Raw genomic sequence first — 16,949 nt, 5'->3', positions numbered from 1 at the left:
TTCGTCTAAAGTTGAGTCGGGTCACGGATCGCGGCCTTCCGGCTACCCTCGGCCGAACCCCGAGGGGTCCCGCGGCCGGCCCCTAGGGCTGGCCGTAGCCGTCCAGGAAGGTCCCGATCCGGGTCACCGCGTCCCGGAGGTCACCGGCGCTGGGCAGGGTCACCACCCGGAAGTGGTCCGGCTCGGGCCAGTTGAACCCGGTGCCCTGGACGACCATGATCTTCTCCTGGCGCAGCAGGTCCAGCACCATCCGCCGGTCGTCCTTGATCTTGAACACCTGCGGGTCCAGGCGCGGGAAGAGATACAGCGCGCCCTTGGGCCTGACGCAGCTGACGCCCGGGATCTGGGTCAGCAGCTCGTAGGCGACGTCCATCTGCTCCTTCAGCCGCCCGCCCGGCAGCACCAGGTCGTTGATCGTCTGCCGGCCGCTGAGCGCGGCCACGACCCCGTGCTGCCCCGGCATGTTCGCGCACAGGCGCATGTTCGCCAGGATCGTCAGGCCCTCGATGTAGGAGTCGGCGTGGGCGCGCGGGCCCGAGATCGACATCCAGCCGACGCGGTAGCCGGCCACCCGGTAGGCCTTGGACATGCCGTTGAAGGTGAGGGTCAGCAGGTCGGGGGCGACCTTCGCGGTCGGGGTGTGCGTGGCGCCGTCGTAGAGGATCTTGTCGTAGATCTCGTCCGAGCAGACCAGCAGGTTGTGCCGGCGTGCGATGTCGGTCAGGCCCTTGAGCACCGCCTCGTCGTACACCGCGCCCGTGGGGTTGTTCGGGTTGATGATGACGATCGCCTTGGTGCGGTCGGAGACCTTGCGCTCGATGTCGGCGAGATCGGGCATCCAGTCGGACTGCTCGTCGCAGCGGTAGTGCACGGCCGTGCCCCCGGAGAGGGAGACCGCCGCCGTCCACAGCGGGTAGTCCGGCGCCGGCACGAGCACCTCGTCGCCGTCGTCCAGCAGGCCCTGCATCGCCATCACGATCAGCTCGGAGACGCCGTTGCCGATGTAGACGTGCTCGACGTCCGTCTCGATGCCGATGGTCTGGTTGTGCATGACGACCGCGCGCCGGGCGGCCAGCAGGCCCTTGGCGTCGCCGTAGCCGTGCGCGCCGGAGACGTTGCGCAGGATGTCCTCGAGGATCTCCGGCGGGCACTCGAAGCCGAACGCGGCCGGATTGCCCGTGTTGAGCTTCAGGATGCGGTGCCCGGCCGCCTCCAGGCGCATCGCCTCCTCGAGAACCGGGCCCCGGATCTCGTAACAGACGTTGGCGAGCTTGGTCGACTGGATCACCTGCATGTCCGTGAGCTTACGACCCGGTAACGGCTCATGGGTGGTGTCTTCCGCCACTTGAGACGGTGCCGGTTTGCCTCGTTATCGGCGGTAGCTGTCTCAGAAGTCGCTCGCGTCCCTAGAATGCGCCGCGGTGCCGGTGCGCCGAGGCCGCTGATGTGCCTGGTGCGACAGGGGGCGGCGAGGACGGCCGGGCAAGGGGAGGGTGGGGTTGTACGAGGCGCACGGTGGTGGCGGCGAGCCGGAGGTTCAGCCGAACGTGTACCACCCACAGACGGCCGCGGCCCCCTCCTACGAGGAGTACGCCGATCCGGCCGCCGCTCATGGCTGGCAGAACGCCTACGACGAGACGCGCGAGCTGCCGGCCCTCTCCGGGCTGTCCGGGCCCGCCGGGCCGCCCGCGCCCGTCGCGGCCGGGGCGGACGGCGGCCGACGCGACCGGCGCCGCAAGCGGCGGGCGCCCGCCCGCCGCCGGACGGCGCTCCTCGCCGGGGGTCTCGGCGCGGCCGGCGTGGTCGCGGTGATCACGGTCCTCGCCTGGCCGGACGGCGCCCCGGCCGGAACCAGCCCCGCGAGCGACGGGCCCGCCCGCGTCCCCGGCGCCGCGACCACCGGCGCGGACTCCTCCGCCCCCACCGCGAGCGTGCCCGGCACCGGGTCCGGCCTTCCGGCGGCGTCGTCCACGGCGTCCGTGCCTGCCGCGGACGGTGAGGCGGCCACCGCCACCGGAGGGCCCGCGGCCTCCGGCGCGTCCGCCCGGTCCGGCTCCCCGGCCGCCACGGCCTCCGCCCTTCCCGTCACCCCCGCGCCCACGCTCTCGTCCGCCACGCCGACGCAGTCCGACTCGGGCACCCCGGGCGGCGGCCGGGGCCACGGCCGCGGCGCGACGAAGCGGCCCCGGTAGCCGGGGGCGGCCGTAACGCGCCGCCAAGTGGGTAGTGATCCCACGCGAGTTGCGGTCCGCCACCCGACAAAAGCGCGCGTATGCCCCGGGCGGCCACGCCGTCGCATACAACTGCTTGCCCCCGCACGCCCCTCTCATGAGAATGCTCATGACAAAACGCGAGGCGACCGGAAGATCTCCGGTCGCCCAAGTCGTACGAGGGGACCCCCACATGAACAAGCCTCTCCTGGCCGCGCTCTCCTCCCTGGCCATCGCCGGGCTGGGCGCGACCCCGGCGGTCGCCGCACCGCAGGGCAAGGCGGCCAACGCGGTGGCCGTCAACTTCGCCGGGACCGTCTCGCTCAGCAACTGCTCCGGCTCGGTCATCCGCTTCCCCAACTCCGCGGACACCGACCCGGCGCTCGTGCTGACCAACGGCCACTGCCTGGAGACCGGCTTCCCGGCGCCCGGCCAGGTCATCACCGGCCAGTCCTCCAGCCGCACCTTCGGCCTGCTGAACTCCTCCGGCAGCAAGGTGGCCACGCTCCGCGCCAACCAGGTCGTCTACTCGACCATGACGGACACCGACGTCACGATCTACCGCACCACCACCACCTACGCGGCGATCAAGAGCTCGTACGGCATCAGCCCGCTCACCATGCAGGACACCCACCCGGTCGCCGGCACCGCCATCAAGGTCGTCTCCGGCTACTGGAAGCGCATCTACAGCTGCAACATCGACGGCTTCGTGTACCGCCTGAAGGAGGGCGACTGGACCTGGAAGGACTCGGTCCGCTACACCTCCGCCTGCAACACCATCGGCGGCACCTCGGGCTCGCCGGTGATCGACACCGCCACCGGCAAGGTCGTCGCCGTCAACAACACGGGCAACGAGGACGGCCAGCGCTGCACCGAGAACAACCCCTGCGAGGTCGACCAGAGCGGCAACGTCACCGTCCGCCAGGGCATCAACTACGCCGAGGAGACCTACAACATCCCGGCCTGCTTCACCACCGGCAACAAGCTGAACCTGAGCGCGTCCGGCTGCACCGTGCCCAAGCCGTAACTCCGGCTGCCGCGACTCCTGTTCGAGCCGTTGCCCCGGCCCGGGCGGTCACACCGGCGTGCGGCGGACCGCCCGGCCCGCCAGCACGTCCGTCCGGCGGCCGTCCTCGATCGCGAGACGGCCGTCGACCAGTACGTACGGAATCCCGGCCGGGAGCACTCGGGGCTCGGCGAAGGTGGCGCCGGACGCGACGGTGTCCGGGTCGAACAGCACCAGGTCGGCCCGGTAGCCCTCGCGCACAAGGCCCCGGTCCGGCAGCCGCAGCCGGGCCGCGGGCCGCGCGGTGAGATGGGCGACGCACTCCTCCAGCGTCAGCACGCCCGCCTCCCGCACGTAGTGACCGAGATAGCGGGGGAAGGTGCCGTAGGCGCGCGGATGCGGCTTCGCGCCCCGCAGGATGCCGTCGGAGCCGCCGGTGTGGGCGCGGTGCCGCATGATCGTGCGGACGTTCTCCTCGTGCCCGACGTGCTGGAGGATCGTCGTGCCGAGCCGGTCCTCGACCAGTAGCCGGCGCGCGGTCGTCCAGGGGTCCTCGCCGCGCGCGTCCGCCGACTCCCGCACGGTCCGCCCGACATGGTCCGCCAGGGCCGGTCCGGTCACGCCGGAGATCTCGATCGTGTCCCACTCCACCGGCACACCGTGGCAGCCGTCCGAGCCGGTGACCTCCAGGTCGTGCCGGATGCGCTCGGCGGTCGCCGGGTCGGCGAGCCGGGCCAGGATCTCCTCCGGGCCGCCCTCGCCGGCCCAGCTCGGCAGCAGCGCGGCGAGGGTGGTGCAGCCGGGAGTGTAGGGGTAGCTGTCCAGGGTGATGTCGGCGCCGGAGTCCAGCGCCCGGTCGAGCAGGGCGAGGAGTTCGGGCGCGCGTCCCTCGTTCACGCCGAAGTTCATCGTCGCGTGGGCCAGGTGCAGCGGGCAGCCCGCCCGCCGGGTCAGCTCCACCATCTCGGCGTACGCCTCCAGGGCGCCGGCGCCGTAGGACCGGTGGTGCGGGCAGTAGTAACCGCCGTACGCGGCCACCACCCGGCACAGCTCGGTGAGTTCGGCGTCGTCCGCGTACATGCCGGGCGTGTAGGTGAGTCCGGAGGACAGGCCGACCGCGCCCTGCTCCAGGCCCTCCGCGACCAACTGCCGCATACGGTCCAGCTCCCGGCCGGTCGCCGGGCGGTCCTCCCAGCCGACGGCCATCGCGCGGACCGTGCCCTGCGGGATCAGATAGGCCGCGTTCACGGCGATCCCGCGGTCGAGGCGGTCCAGGTACTCGCCGACCGTGCGCCAGTCGAGGTCGACGTCGCCGTACCCGTTCCAGCCGGTGATGGCCCGGCGGACCTCCTCCAGCGTCCGGTCGTCCACGGGCGCGTACGACAGCCCGTCCTGCCCGACGACCTCGAGCGTGACCCCCTGGGCGAGCTTCGCGCTGTGGTCCGGGTCGCGCAGCAGGGCCAGGTCGGAGTGGGCGTGCATGTCGATGAAGCCGGGGGACAGCACGAGCCCCTCGGCGTCCAGCTCCCGCCGCGCCCCGGGCCGCTGACAGCCCGCCGCCGCGGCCTCCTTGACGATGGAGACGATCCGGCCGCCGTCGACCACCACGTCGGCGCGGTAGGAGTCCGCGCCGCTGCCGTCGACGACGTCGGCGTCCCGGATGACCAGCTCCTCCACGGCGCCCCCTAGAAGAACGTGCGGATGTAGTCGACGACCGTGCCGTCCGCCTCGGCGAGCGGGATGAGCTGCCACTTGTCGAAGGACGTGCAGGGGTGGGACAGGCCGAAGCCGACCCAGTCGCCGACCTCCAGGTCCGCGTCCCCGGTGGTGCGCAGCCAGGCGTGCTGGTCGGACAGACCGGTCACGGTGACCCCGTCGGCCGGGCGCTCGGTGCCGTCCCGGCGTACCACCTGGGCCTCGGGCAGGTCCAGGTCGTGGGCCGCGTCCCGCTTGCCCGCGTTGACGAAGGCCTGCTCGGGCGAGGGCCGGGAGACGACCTGCGCCCACAGCCGGAACGCGGGCTCCAGCGCGCCCTCCTGGGGGACGCGGGCGAAGGGCGTGAGCCTGCGGTAGTGCCCGTCGTCGTGCGAGACGTAGGCCCCCGAACGCAGCAACTTCAGTACGGGCACGGACAGTTCGGGGATCTCCGCGAACACGTCGGCCACCGCGTCGAACCACGCGCTGCCGCCGGCGCTCACCACGATCTCGTCCACCCCGGCGAACCGGCCGCTCTTGTCGAAGTCGGCGGCCAGTGCCGTCAGCCGCCGCAGATAGGCCGTCACCCGCCCGGTGTCGGCCTGCGGCACCTCGCCCTCGTACCCCGCGACCCCGACCAGCCGGAGCGTGGGTACGGCGGCCACGGCGTCGGCGACGGCCGCGCACTCCGCCTCCGTGCGCACTCCGGTGCGGGCGCCCTCTCCCGCGGCCAGCTCCACCACGACGTCCACCGGGTGGGCGGCGCCGCGCAGGGCCGCGTCCATCAGCTCGACCCCGCGCACCGAGTCGACGTAGCAGACGAGACGGAACGCCGGGTCGGCCGCCAGCTCGGCGGCGACGCGGCGCAGCGCCGCCGGGTCCACCAGTTCGTTGGCCAGGAAGATCCGTTCGACACCGAACGCCCGGGCCACCCACACCTGGTGCGGCACCGCGAGCGTGATGCCCCAGGCGCCGTGCTCGATCTGCCGCTGGAAGAGCCGCGGGGCCATCGAGGTCTTGCCGTGCGGCGCGAAGGCGAGGCCGTGCCGCTCCGCGTAGGTCTCCATGAGCGCCAGGTTGTGCTCCAGCCGCTCGGCGGAGAGGGCGAGGACGGGCGTGCTGAACCCGCCGGTGAAGAGGTTGCGGCGCTGGGCGGCCAGCTCCGCGACGGTCAGGCCCTCGGCGTCCGGCGGGAGGCCCTTGAAGCGGTGGTCCACCCGTTCCTCGGCGAGGCGGGCGAGCGCTTCGGTGCCGGTTTCGCGGGGCATGTGACCCTCCTGATCCGTGCGTTGCACTCCATGCAACGCCCATTGCGTATGTCGCTCACTGCTGTCTAGCATCTCGGCCGACACAGGGTCAACGAAAGCCGCTCACCCCAGGATGACGAGGAGTCCCACCATCGTGAACGTCGTGGATGTCGTCACGCTCGGCGAGTCCATGGTCACCTTCCTGCCCACCCGGCCGGGCCGCCTCGCCGACGTTCCCTCCTTCGAACGGGGCATCGGCGGCGCCGAGTCCAACGTGGCCTGCGTGCTGGCCGCCCTCGGCCACTCCACGCGGTGGGTGAGCAGGGTGGGCGCGGACGGCTTCGGCAGCCACCTGGTGGAGCGGATCGCGGGATACGGCGTCGACGTCCGCGCCGTCCGCACCGACCCCTCCCGCCCCACCGGCGTCTACTTCCGCACGGCGGCCGACCGGGCCACCGCCGCCCACGAGGTGGCGTACTACCGGGCCGGCTCGGCGGCCTCCGCGATGTCCGTGACCAACACGGACCTGACCGCGGCCCACGCCGGCCGCGTACTCCACCTGTCGGGCATCACGGCGGCGCTGTCCGCGGAGTGCCTGGACCTGACGCGCGCGCTGACGGCACCCCGCCCCGGCCGCCCGCTGGTCTCCTTCGACGTCAACTACCGTCCGGCGCTCTGGCGGGGCGCCGACGGGCCGCGTGTGCTGCTGGAACTGGCGCGGCGCGCGGACATCGTCTTCGTCGGCGACGACGAGGCACGTGAGGTGTGGGGACTGCGCGGCGGCAGCGCCATCAGGGAGGCGCTGCCCGAGCCGGCGACCGTGGTCGTCAAGCAGGGCAAGGGCGGAGCGACCGCCTTCACCAGGGACACCGAGGGGCTGGAGGACGCCGACGGCACCGCCTTTCCCGTCCGTCCACCGACGGTGGACGTCGTCGCCCCCATCGGCGCCGGCGACGCCTTCGCCGCCGGGTTCCTCTCCGCCACCCTCCGCGGCCTGCCGGTGGAACGACGCCTCCGCCACGGCCACCTGGCGGCCGCGGCCGCCCTCACCACCCCCGCCGACCTCGCCGACCCACCCGCCCGCGGCCACGCCGACCGCCTCGCCGCCCTGGACGACGAGGCATGGGGGAGACTTCGACTCGGCCCCGGCTGGACACAGGCCGACCGGGCCCCGGAGGAGGCGAACACCCCATGAGTCAGACCGTCGACCGCGCCCTCAGCATCCTGCCGCTACTCGCCGAGGGCCCCGCCGACCTCGGCCAGGTCGCCGACCGCCTCGGCGTGCACAAATCGACCGCGCTCCGCCTCCTGCGGACCCTGCACGAGCACGGCCTGGTCTACCGCCAGTCCGACCAGCGCTACCGGCTCGGCGCGCGGCTCTTCGCCCTCGCCCAGGAAGCGATGGAGAACCTCGACGTCCGCGAGATCGCCCATCCCCACCTGGTCCGGCTCAAGGAGGCCTGCGGCCACACCGTGCACCTCGCCGTCCACGAGGAGAACGAGGTGCTCTACATCGACAAGGTGGAGAGCCGCTACCCGGTCCGGATGTACTCGCGGATCGGCAAGCCCGTGGCCATCACCGTCGCGGCCGTGGCGAAACTCCTCCTCGCCGACCTCCCCGAAGCCGAGCGCCGCGCCCTCGCGGACCAGCTCGACTACCCCCTCTACACGCCCCGTTCCACCCCCAACGCCGCAGCGTTCCTGCGGGAGCTGGAGCAGGTGCGCGAACAGGGCTGGGCCACCGACCTCGGTGGCCACGAGGAGTCCATCAACTGCGTCGCGGCCCCCGTCCGCGGCGCCGACGGCCGGGTCGTCGCCGCCATGTCGGTGTCCGCGCCCAACGTCGTCGTCACCGCCGAGGAACTCCTCACCCTGCTCCCGCAGGTGCGCCGTACCGCGGACGCGATCAGCGGCGAGTACTCCGGAAGAACGCCAGTGAAGGGCACCCCCGTATGACCGACAAGACCGCGCTCACCCCGAAGACCCACACCACCCCGCCCGCGAGGTTCTCCCACGGGGTGCGCAAGGGCAACATCCTCCAGGTCGCCGGCCAGGTCGGCTTCCTGCCCGCCGAGGAGGGCAAGGCCCCGACGCCCGCCGGTCCGACGCTGCGCGAGCAGACCCCCCAGACCCTCGCCAACGTCAAGGCGATCCTCGAGGAGGGCGGCGCGAGCTGGGACGACGTGATGATGATCCGCGTCTACCTCACCGACGTGGACCACTTCGCCGAGATGAACGACATCTACAACACCTACTTCGGCGAGCAGGGCCTCACCCAGCCGCCCGCCGCCCGGACCACGGTCTACGTCGGCCTGCCGCCCGGCCTCCTCATCGAGATCGACGCCCTCGCCGTCCTGGGCTGACGACGGCCCGGACTCCGCTCTCCGCGCCGCCCCTCCGGCGGGCGCCCGTTCCACCACTCCCTTGGCGCCACCCCCTTAGCACCACCAGCACGCGCACGGCACACGGCGCGGCACCGCACTCGCGGTGCCGTGCCGCGATCCCCCCTGCCCGAAAGCAGCATGCATTTACGAAGAGGACCCCCTGATGTCCCATTCGCTCGCCGCAACCGCTCCAGCGCCCGCCGCACCACCCCACACCGGAGGCCTGCTCCTCCTCGTCGACGGCACCGCCGGGCTCCTCACCGTCGCCGCCATCGGCATAGCCCTGCTGCTCTTCCTGATCATCAAGGTCCGGCTGCAGCCGTTCGTCGCCCTGCTCGCCGTGTCCATAACCGTCGGCCTGCTCGCCGGCCTGTCGGTCACCGAACTCTTCGGCACCGTCCAGCGCTCCGACGCCGTCTCCACCATCGAGTCCGGCATGGGCGGCATCCTCGGCCATGTCGCGATCATCATCGGTCTCGGCACGATGCTGGGCGCGATCCTCGAGGTCAGCGGCGGCGCCGAGGTGCTGGCATCCCGCCTGCTGCATCTGTTCGGCGAACGCCGCGCACCCCTCGCGATGGGCCTGACCGGCCTCATCTTCGGCATCCCGGTCTTCTTCGACGTCGGCATCTTCGTGCTCGCCCCGATCGTCTACGCGGCCGCCAAGCGCAGCGGCCGGTCGATCCTCCTGTACTGCCTGCCGCTGCTCGCCGGGCTGTCCATGACGCACGCGTTCCTGCCGCCGCACCCCGGCCCGGTCGCCGCCGCCGGACTGCTGCACGTCCAGCTCGGCTGGGTCGTCCTCATGGGCGTCGTCTGCGGCGTCCCCGCCGTCCTGGCCGCCTGGGCGTACTCCGCCTGGATCGGCAGGCGGATCTTCGTCGCCGTACCGCAGGACATGGTCGAGGCCGCCGAGGAGGCCCGGCAGGCGGTCCTCGCCGAGCAGCGCGCACAGGGCGTGCCGCCGCAGGAACGGCCGGTGCCGCTCGGCACGGTCCTCGCCATCATCGGTACGCCGCTGGTGCTCATCCTCGCCGCCACCTTCTCGTCCATCGCCCTCGACCCCTCCGCGGGCCGCTCGGTGCTGGAGTTCGTCGGCAGCCCCTTCGTCGCCCTCACCCTCGCCCTGCTGCTCGCCTACTACCTGCTCGGCATCCGGCGCGGCTGGTCCCGCAAGTCCCTGGAGCAGGTGTCCACTTCGTCGCTCAAGCCGGTCGGCAACATCCTGCTGGTGGTCGGCGCGGGCGGGGTCTTCGGCGCGGTCCTCAAGGCGAGCGGGGTGGCGCAGGCGCTGTCGGACACCTTCAACGGTGTGGGCCTGCCGGTGATCGTGCTGTCGTACCTGATCTCGGTGGTGCTGCGGGTGGCCCAGGGCTCGGCCACGGTCGCCATCGTCACCACGGCCGGCATCGTGGCCCCGCTGCTGACCGAGGGCCACCACTCCCAGGCCTTCGTCGCCCTCGTCATCATGGCCGTGTCGGCCGGCTCCATCTTCGCCTCGCACGTCAACGACGGCGGCTTCTGGATGGTCGCCAAGTACTTCGGCATCACCGAACGGGACACGCTGCGCACCTGGACGGTGCTGGAATCGGTGCTGTCGGTCACCGGGTTCGCGGTGGCCGGGGTGGTGAGCCTGTTTGTGTAAGTGTGACCTGTGTGAACCGACGTGAGGAGTGAGCTGACTGGTTCCGGCACAGGAATGTCGTCCATACTGCCGCCGTGGACCAGCGCATAGGATCGAGCAGCCAGCCCCTGAAGGGCGAGCCCGTCAAGGGCGCCGGTTTCGACCCGGCCTTCATCCCGGGGATCACCGCACCGGCGACACAACCGGAACCGGAACCGGCGGACGCCGGGCCGACCGCCGGCACCGGGGCCGACGCCGAGGACGCGAAGCCGGCGGCCGCGGAGCCCGCCGGGGCCGCCGCCGAACCGGCCGGGGCCGGACCCGCGGAGGAACCGGAGGAGGAGACGGCACCCGAGGACGGCGCCCCCGTCTTCGAGGCCTCCGACCGCCGGGCCCGGTTCGTGGCCGACCACCGCGGTGTCCGCCTCCGCCTGGACGAGGAGGACTGCGAGTTCCACTGGGACGAGATCGCCGCGGTCGAGACCGGGTCCGCCCGCTTCGGCAAGCGTTTCACCATCACGGTGCACACGCCCGACCGTCGCTGGTACCCGATCGAGATCGAGGCGGCGGCCAGGTCCCGCTTCAAGGAGTGGGAGTCCCAGCTCGACGCGGTGCTCGACGCCTACTTCGAAGAGGCGTAGGGACATGTGGTGACAGGGGCGCCGGTCGAGGACCGGTGCCCCGCCGCGAGCGGCCCTAGCCCCGGCGGGTGATGTGGAAGTCGAACCCGAGGGTCCCGGGGTCGACGGCCGTCGTGCCGCCGTCGACGGTCAGCACCGAGCCGTTGACGTACGACGCCGCCGGGGACAGCAACCAGTCGATCACCTCGGCGACTTCACCCGGTTCGCCCGGCCGACCCATGGGCAGGGCGGCCGTCGCCTCCTCGTAGGCGGCCTCCGCACCGCCCTCGAGGCCCGCCTCCGCGGCGAAGCGCGCCATGCGCCGGTCGGCCATCTCCGTGCGGACCCAGCCGGGGCACACGATGTTGGCCCGCACCCCCTGGCGTCCGTAGTCGACGGCGACCGAGCGGCAGAGTTGGAGCAGGGCCGCCTTCGACGTGGCGTACGGGGCGTTGCTCGTGCCGTTGCGCAACGCGGACACCGACGCGACGGCGACCACCGCCCCGCTCGTCCGCAGCAGGTGCGGGATCGCCGCCCGCAGGAGCAGCAGCGGCCCGGTGAGGTTGGTGCGCATCACCTCGTCCCAGTCCGCGAGCGACAGGTCGCCCACGGCTCCGCCGCGTCCGATGCCCGCGTTGAGCACCAGCCCGTCGAGTCGCCCGTAGGCGCCCAGCGCCGCCCGCACGAGACCTTCGGCCGCCTCGGGGTCCCCCACGTCGCAGGAGTGGGGCAGGACCCCGGTCTCCGCCGCCAGGCGGCGCAGTGGCTCGCTCCGCCGCCCGGAGACGACCACCTGGTGACCGTTGCGGCGCAGCAGCCGGGCGGTGGCCTCCCCGATGCCCGTACCTCCACCGGTCACGATGACAACTCGCTCGCCGCTCAATGCCGTTCAGCGCCCTTCTCCGGGATCACGAAACGCTGGGAGCCTAGATCCCGTCGAACCGGCCCTGGGCGGAATCGAGTCAGCGCCCGCTCAGCCGCAGTACTGGGCGGCCTTCCCGATCGACCGGTACATGCAGTCGGCGTTCTCCAGCAGTTGCAGTACCGCGTCCCGGTTGCGGGAGGTCTCCCGCTCGATGACCTCGTCGGGCGGGTAGAACCCACCGTCCCAGCTGGACGTCGGATACATCTCGAAGGTGTAGTCGAAGATCTTCTGCGTCCCCCACAGATAGTCGTCGATCGACCCGTCCGTGATGTACAGGTCGCTCGACTGCTCGGGGGTGTACCCGTTGCTCGCCGCCATCTTCTGCCCCACGGCCTTGAACGCGGCGGCGTCGTCGGCCGTCATCCCCGTGGCGGTGTCCGAGTACGTGTACCCGAACGGCCACAGCACCAGTTCGCTGTAGGTGTGGAAGTCGATACCGGCCTTGATCTGCTGCTTGCCGCCGACGACCCGGCTGCGCACGAAGCCGGCGACGACCTTCACCTCGGGCGCGGACTCGGCGGCGGCGCCGCGGTAGGTCTCGGACGACTTCGACCCCGAGGACCCGCCGCAGCAGCCCCACTTGTAGTCCCAGTTCCGGTTGAGGTCGGTCCCGACGTACGAGGACCCGGAGTTGGGCTGCCGGTTCTTCCGCCACGACCGGTACGACCCGGTGGCGATGTCGTACTCGCCGCCGTCGGGGTTGAGGTCGGGGACGAGCCAGATCTCCCGGCTGTTGACGAGGTTCGTGATCCTGGAGTCGGTCCCGTACCCGGCTGCGAACTCGCGCAGCAGGTACAGGGCCATCTCCACGGTCAGGTGCTCGCGGGCGTGCTGGTGGAAGGTGAACAGCACCTCGGGCTCGTCCTCGTCGGCACCCACGTTGTCGCTGACCTTGACGGCGACGATGTCCCGCCCCTGGTACGACTTCCCGATCACCCGCTTGCTCATGATGTCCGGGCGGGCGGCGATCCGCTGGTCGATCTCGGCGTTCGCCTCGGCGTAGTTGTGGTACTTCGAGTCGGCGCCGGGGAAGTCGTACAGCCGCTGCTCGCCCCGGGCACCGGCCCGGTCGGGAGCGGCCTCCAGGGGTGTGACCTCGTAACCGAGCCGGCGCAGCCGCCGGATCTGGTCGGCCCGGCCGGAGACGACCACGGTCTCCTCGTCGGCCTCGTCGACGGTGACACCGGTGGCCTGGATGGCCGTACGCGTCACGGGGTTCGTGCTCCGATGGATCTCGTACTGCCGGATGTCCTCACCGGACGCCGGGGCGGCCTTCCGGGCGCTCTCGGCGGTGGCGTGCGTGGCGGTGGCCGAGACAGGGGCGGCGAGGGCGAGGGCCAGCAGCGCGCCGAGTGCGGCGGTACGCCTGCCGCCGCGCGCGCCGGAGCCGCGGATGCGAAGTCGCATGAACTCTCCTTGGATCTCCAGGAATTCCGGGGTCGCCGGAAGTGGGGGAGTGGAGCTGGGAGCTGAGGTGCTTCAGTGCGACGTGCGGGTGCGGACACGGGAAGCCGGTAGCTGTGAGTCCGCTGTGCGGGGCTGGCGCTCATGGTCCGACGTTGGCATGATCAGGTCAAGACATGGCCGACGGTGACGCTGGCTCCGTCCGAAACTCGCCGGAGCCGTGCCACTACCTCATCTGAAGGAGACGGTGAGCCAGGGGCTCTCGGGGTCGGACATCAGGACCCGGTGGACGTCCACCATGTCCGTGTACCAGTTCCCGAACTCCTCGTCGTCGAAGTGCAGACAGCGCCCGAGGATGTACCCGGCGGCGAAGTCCTGCCACGACTTGTACGACCGCGCGGCGGCCCGGCCCGCCTCCACGACGGCGGCCTCGGCCTCCGGCAGCGAGCAGTACCGCGCCCCCAGCCCCCAACGGGCCATCCCTGACGCCCGCCCGAAGTTCCAGGCATCGACGGAGCTGACGTACCGGTTCCCGTCCAGGATCCCGTCGGCCCGGAAGCGGGCCTCGTACCGGGTGATACGGCCGATGAGGTGCTGCACCCCCTTGATGCGCGCCTCGGTCTCCGCCTCCGGAACGGTGGGCGTGGTGGTCACCCCGTCCGGAGTGAGGACGGTCTCCCCGCCGGCCCGCGCGCGCAGCACCCGGGCGACGGCGTCCCGCCAGTAGCCGGTGTCGACGTGCCCGCCGAAGTCGCGTGCGATGGTCCGCCGCAGCTCGAGGGCGAACTCCCAGACGGGATTGGCGCCGTCGGGATCGAGCAGCGCCCGCTGCTGCGACTGCCACTCCTCCCGGCTCCCGACGCCCCACCACTCGCGCAGCAGCCGCCGCTCCGAGGTGTAGCCGTTCCCGTGATACGCCATGGCGTTCCAGGCCAGCCCGTCCCGCACGATCAGCAGCGTCCCGCACGCAAGGCCTCGCGCGACGGGCCCGTCCTTCGGACCGCCCACCCGCAGCGTGAGCACCCGCGCCCGGTCCAGCGGGGCCCGCTCCCGCGCGCCGTACTGGGCCCACGCGGCGGAGTGCGGCGGCGCGGAGGGCAGGAACGCCTCGCACGGAGTCCCCGGGTTGACCACGATCATCGCCGGATCGGTCGGGGCCCACACCTTGGCGAACCACCCGAGCTTCTGCCAGTCGAGCACCCGGTGCGGATCGGGCGCGGGCAGCATCCCCTCCGTGTACACGGCCCACACCCGCCCGCCGGCCACCCGGGGATCGTGCCCGAAGACGGGAATCGTCCTGCTCGGCTCGGCATCCGCCCCGTCCCGCCGTATCTCGAAGTACAGCCGGCTGTCCGCGAGGGTGTCGAAGTACGCCGCCCAGTCCTCCCGCGCCTTGGCCTCCAGCAGGGCCTGCTCGATCTCCGTCGGCGGCTTCCAGACAGGCGGCGCGGCAGGCCCGAAACCCGCGGGCGGCGGACCGAACGACATGCTGTGCCTCTCTCGAGTTGTGGGTCTTTGTATGGCTACTCGACCGAACCGGCGTCGGCGGCCGGCGCCTTCAGAGCGTCGATGAAGTGGGTGAACGACTGGGCGGCGAAGGTGAGGGTGGCTCGGGCGGGGGCTTTGGAGTCACGGACGGATATGTGGGTGGGGCCGTCGGCGATCTCGACGCAGGCGTTTCCCTCGCCACCACCGGAGAACGACGACTTTCGCCAGGTTAGGGGGGTGGTCATGACCTCACAGCTCCTTCGCCAGCCTGTGGATGAAGTCACACGAACGCTCCGGTTCGAGTGAAGAGGCTTCAAGCCTACGAAAGAGCGTTCGGAAGCGACCGAGTTGGGCTTCGGCGTCCACGAACGCGGTGCCATGAGGGCCGTCGCGAACCACGGTGTCCAGTCTGGGCAGCGGGCCGCCCGCGTAGACCATGGCACTGCCGGCACCGGCGAATCCGTCCAAGTCGAACGGGATGACCCGGACCGTGACGTGGTCGGCTTCGGAGAGATCCAGTACGCGAGCGAGCTGGGCTCGCGCTGCCGGGCGATCGCCCACTCGGATGCGCAGGGCCCCCTCATGGATCACGGCGACGTACGGGGTCGGATCCGGGCGCTCGATGATGACCCTGCGCCTCATCCGGTGCTCAACTCGAAGCGCCACGTCGCTCGCAGGGAACTCCGGATTGACGTAGGAGAAAAGCGCACGAGCGTAGTCCTCTGTCTGGAGCAGGCCCGGGACATGCAGGAAGTCGGCGTCCCACCGGTATGAGGCGTGGTGCTCCAGCTCGGACAGATCCAGGTAAGCCGTAGGCAGCCGGTGCCGGTACTCCTCCCACCAGCCCCGCGCACGGTCGGTCGCCATGGCCGCGAGCGCTTGGATCAGACTCTCGTCGGAGCAGGCGTAGTTGGCGGCGAGACGGCGCAGGCGCTCCTCGCTCACACCTGTGAGCCCCGACTCGATGTGACTGATCTGGACGTGACTCACCCCGAGCAGCGCTGCTGCTTCACGTGCCGCAAGCCCTGCGGCGCCCCGGAGCCGGCGCAACTCGACTGCCAAGCGCATCTGCCGCGCCGTCGGTTCACGCCTCAGGACCATGGTTGCTGCCTCACATCAACGCACCTGCGGATTGGCCTCGTTCGGGGCCAGATTACGCGACCGGCTTGCTCGGGATGACATGTTAGCCCTACCGTCGGTGACGCATCGCACACGCAGCGGAAGTGCACCGCGTCGTCCTGCCAGGACGACCGCGGCAATGCCACCGCACGCCTTGAATCCCTCACCTCGCAGGAGTGGATGAGTCATGCCCGAAACCTGGGACTACACCCTCTACATCCCCAACGACCTGAGAGCGGTGACGATCTCTCGCCGGACCTTGCGTCTAATCCTGACGATGCACGGTCTGATCGGCCTGGTCGACACGGCTGAACTCCTGGCGACGGAGCTGGTGTCGAACGCCGTACGGCACACGAAGGGGCCGGCCGCGCTGCGGGTGCGCCGCTCGGCGGAGGGGGTGGTCTGGATCGGGGCGTGGGACACGGACCCCGGCCCGCCGGAGCCGTTCCGGCCGTTGGAGGAGGTGGCCGAGCTTGGGGAAGGGGGCCGGGGCCTGGCCCTGGTCAGGGCATGCGCGGACTTCTGGGGGTGGCAGCCGTCGGCCAGGTTCGGGAAGCGGGGCAAGTACGTGTGGTGCGAACTCGCGGCGGTGTGATGGTCGGCTGGCCGCCACCAGTCGTCCGCAGAGCCGGTGCCGCATCAACGGCCTATCGCACTGGCGACACTTGGCGGCCCGCGACCATGCCGCGAACACAAGGAACGGAACACCCGCAGGGTGTGTACAGCTCAGAGGCTGCGGCGTCGGATGACGGCCCAAACTCGATGCTGGCACGTAGTCCCTCAATTCCTCGCCTTCTGGCCACAGGGACTCGCATTCAGGGCGAATGAAATGGAACTCATCCGTCACGATCGAGGTCGATCGGTGTCGGTGGACAGACGTTGGCGCAGGCGTTTGACCTCTTCGACTAGCTGCGGTACCGCTTCTCTAGCCATGGCGATGAAGGCCGCGTTCTCATCCCAGCGGCTATCGGCGCAGTCCACGTAGCGCGGGTGCTGAACCAGCGTTGCTGCGATCATCTCGCGGTGATCAAAATCAGGCCACCTCGTGCCCTGGTCTGTATCCGCTACCGTACTGATCGCGACTAGGTTCATGGCGTAGTCGTCGTCAAGCTGGCGAACGAACCATGGCCCCGGGGTTGCTGCCGCGGACACCTCTTCAATCTCATCGAGATTAAGCGCATCGGCCATTCCGTCATCGGCCATTTCTCGTTTATCGTTCATGCTGGA

At 71.2% G+C, this 16,949-nt stretch carries 17 protein-coding genes; 8 read left to right on the top strand and 9 right to left on the bottom strand.

Going from position 1 to position 16,949, the window contains the following annotated elements:
- Positions 1-82 precede the first annotated feature (82 nt).
- Complete coding sequence (locus AB0924_RS29970; RefSeq protein WP_358936416.1) at positions 83-1,294, bottom strand: pyridoxal phosphate-dependent aminotransferase; 1,212 nt, start codon at positions 1,292-1,294, stop codon at positions 83-85.
- Between the two features lie 253 nt (positions 1,295-1,547).
- On the opposite strand from AB0924_RS29970, the gene AB0924_RS29965 reads away from it, so the two are divergent.
- Entirely contained in the window at positions 1,548-2,192 is a 645-nt protein-coding gene (locus AB0924_RS29965) for a hypothetical protein (RefSeq protein ID WP_366913039.1), read from the top strand.
- 211 nt (positions 2,193-2,403) lie between these two features.
- Complete coding sequence (locus tag AB0924_RS29960; protein WP_366913038.1) at positions 2,404-3,237, top strand: serine protease; 834 nt, start codon at positions 2,404-2,406, stop codon at positions 3,235-3,237.
- Between the two features lie 48 nt (positions 3,238-3,285).
- Here the strand turns inward: AB0924_RS29960 and AB0924_RS29955 are convergent, their stop codons facing one another.
- Complete coding sequence (locus AB0924_RS29955; RefSeq protein WP_366913037.1) at positions 3,286-4,893, bottom strand: D-aminoacylase; 1,608 nt, start codon at positions 4,891-4,893, stop codon at positions 3,286-3,288.
- Positions 4,894-4,901: 8 nt separating this feature from the next.
- Complete coding sequence (locus AB0924_RS29950) at positions 4,902-6,179, bottom strand: amino acid deaminase (protein ID WP_366913036.1); 1,278 nt, start codon at positions 6,177-6,179, stop codon at positions 4,902-4,904.
- A 142-nt stretch (positions 6,180-6,321) separates the two neighbouring features.
- Between AB0924_RS29950 and AB0924_RS29945 the strand changes: the two genes are divergently transcribed.
- From AB0924_RS29945 to AB0924_RS29925, 5 genes are all read left to right on the top strand, one after another.
- Positions 6,322-7,353 (top strand): sugar kinase, encoded by a 1,032-nt coding sequence (locus AB0924_RS29945; RefSeq protein ID WP_366913067.1) that lies wholly within the window; start codon positions 6,322-6,324, stop codon positions 7,351-7,353.
- Positions 7,350-8,114 (top strand): IclR family transcriptional regulator, encoded by a 765-nt coding sequence (locus AB0924_RS29940; RefSeq protein ID WP_366913035.1) that lies wholly within the window; start codon positions 7,350-7,352, stop codon positions 8,112-8,114. Before AB0924_RS29945 ends, AB0924_RS29940 begins: the two co-directional genes overlap by 4 nt.
- The gene (locus AB0924_RS29935) at positions 8,111-8,521 is read left to right on the top strand and encodes a RidA family protein (protein ID WP_366913034.1); all 411 of its coding nucleotides are present in this window, start codon (positions 8,111-8,113) and stop codon (positions 8,519-8,521) included. Before AB0924_RS29940 ends, AB0924_RS29935 begins: the two co-directional genes overlap by 4 nt.
- 184 nt (positions 8,522-8,705) lie before the next feature.
- A complete protein-coding gene (locus AB0924_RS29930; RefSeq protein WP_366913033.1) occupies positions 8,706-10,187 on the top strand; it encodes a gluconate:H+ symporter in 1,482 nt (493 codons plus the stop codon).
- A gap of 74 nt (positions 10,188-10,261) precedes the next feature.
- Positions 10,262-10,807 carry a hypothetical protein gene (locus tag AB0924_RS29925; protein ID WP_366913032.1) on the top strand — a complete coding sequence of 182 codons (546 nt, stop codon included), beginning with the start codon at positions 10,262-10,264 and terminating at the stop codon, positions 10,805-10,807.
- Between the two features lie 55 nt (positions 10,808-10,862).
- On the opposite strand, the gene AB0924_RS29920 is transcribed toward AB0924_RS29925, so the two are convergent.
- The 5 genes from AB0924_RS29920 to AB0924_RS29900 form a co-directional block, all read right to left on the bottom strand.
- A complete protein-coding gene (locus AB0924_RS29920; protein WP_366913031.1) occupies positions 10,863-11,669 on the bottom strand; it encodes an SDR family oxidoreductase in 807 nt (268 codons plus the stop codon).
- A gap of 90 nt (positions 11,670-11,759) precedes the next feature.
- Positions 11,760-13,118 carry a M14 family metallopeptidase gene (locus AB0924_RS29915; RefSeq protein ID WP_358936434.1) on the bottom strand — a complete coding sequence of 453 codons (1,359 nt, stop codon included), beginning with the start codon at positions 13,116-13,118 and terminating at the stop codon, positions 11,760-11,762.
- A 228-nt stretch (positions 13,119-13,346) separates the two neighbouring features.
- Positions 13,347-14,603 carry a DUF1266 domain-containing protein gene (locus tag AB0924_RS29910; RefSeq protein ID WP_366913029.1) on the bottom strand — a complete coding sequence of 419 codons (1,257 nt, stop codon included), beginning with the start codon at positions 14,601-14,603 and terminating at the stop codon, positions 13,347-13,349.
- Positions 14,604-14,638: 35 nt separating this feature from the next.
- Complete coding sequence (locus tag AB0924_RS29905) at positions 14,639-14,848, bottom strand: DUF397 domain-containing protein (RefSeq protein ID WP_358936438.1); 210 nt, start codon at positions 14,846-14,848, stop codon at positions 14,639-14,641.
- A 4-nt stretch (positions 14,849-14,852) separates the two neighbouring features.
- Positions 14,853-15,704 carry a DUF5753 domain-containing protein gene (locus AB0924_RS29900; protein WP_366913028.1) on the bottom strand — a complete coding sequence of 284 codons (852 nt, stop codon included), beginning with the start codon at positions 15,702-15,704 and terminating at the stop codon, positions 14,853-14,855.
- A gap of 205 nt (positions 15,705-15,909) precedes the next feature.
- Here AB0924_RS29900 and AB0924_RS29895 point away from each other — a divergent pair, with 205 nt between their 5' ends.
- Positions 15,910-16,317 (top strand): ATP-binding protein, encoded by a 408-nt coding sequence (locus AB0924_RS29895; RefSeq protein WP_366913027.1) that lies wholly within the window; start codon positions 15,910-15,912, stop codon positions 16,315-16,317.
- Between the two features lie 248 nt (positions 16,318-16,565).
- Here the strand turns inward: AB0924_RS29895 and AB0924_RS29890 are convergent, their stop codons facing one another.
- Complete coding sequence (locus AB0924_RS29890; RefSeq protein ID WP_366913066.1) at positions 16,566-16,943, bottom strand: hypothetical protein; 378 nt, start codon at positions 16,941-16,943, stop codon at positions 16,566-16,568.
- Positions 16,944-16,949 lie beyond the last annotated feature (6 nt).

Origin of the sequence: Streptomyces sp. NPDC047869 (assembly GCF_040704065.1) — a bacterium.
Taxonomy (GTDB): Bacteria; Actinomycetota; Actinomycetes; order Streptomycetales; family Streptomycetaceae; genus Streptomyces.
The sequence above is the reverse complement of the archived record's forward strand: the minus strand, read 5'-3'. Positions and strand labels throughout refer to the sequence as shown.

Coding starts and splice junctions, on each gene's coding strand:
- AB0924_RS29970 (WP_358936416.1), bottom strand. CDS start 1,294: ATGCAGGTGATCCAGTCGACCAAGCTCGCCAACGTCTGTTACGAGATC.
- AB0924_RS29960 (WP_366913038.1), top strand. CDS start 2,404: ATGAACAAGCCTCTCCTGGCCGCGCTCTCCTCCCTGGCCATCGCCGGG.
- AB0924_RS29950 (WP_366913036.1), bottom strand. CDS start 6,179: ATGCCCCGCGAAACCGGCACCGAAGCGCTCGCCCGCCTCGCCGAGGAA.
- AB0924_RS29940 (WP_366913035.1), top strand. CDS start 7,350: ATGAGTCAGACCGTCGACCGCGCCCTCAGCATCCTGCCGCTACTCGCC.
- AB0924_RS29935 (WP_366913034.1), top strand. CDS start 8,111: ATGACCGACAAGACCGCGCTCACCCCGAAGACCCACACCACCCCGCCC.
- AB0924_RS29930 (WP_366913033.1), top strand. CDS start 8,706: ATGTCCCATTCGCTCGCCGCAACCGCTCCAGCGCCCGCCGCACCACCC.
- AB0924_RS29915 (WP_358936434.1), bottom strand. CDS start 13,118: ATGCGACTTCGCATCCGCGGCTCCGGCGCGCGCGGCGGCAGGCGTACC.
- AB0924_RS29910 (WP_366913029.1), bottom strand. CDS start 14,603: ATGTCGTTCGGTCCGCCGCCCGCGGGTTTCGGGCCTGCCGCGCCGCCT.
- AB0924_RS29905 (WP_358936438.1), bottom strand. CDS start 14,848: ATGACCACCCCCCTAACCTGGCGAAAGTCGTCGTTCTCCGGTGGTGGC.
- AB0924_RS29900 (WP_366913028.1), bottom strand. CDS start 15,704: ATGGTCCTGAGGCGTGAACCGACGGCGCGGCAGATGCGCTTGGCAGTC.
- AB0924_RS29895 (WP_366913027.1), top strand. CDS start 15,910: ATGCCCGAAACCTGGGACTACACCCTCTACATCCCCAACGACCTGAGA.
- AB0924_RS29890 (WP_366913066.1), bottom strand. CDS start 16,943: ATGAACGATAAACGAGAAATGGCCGATGACGGAATGGCCGATGCGCTT.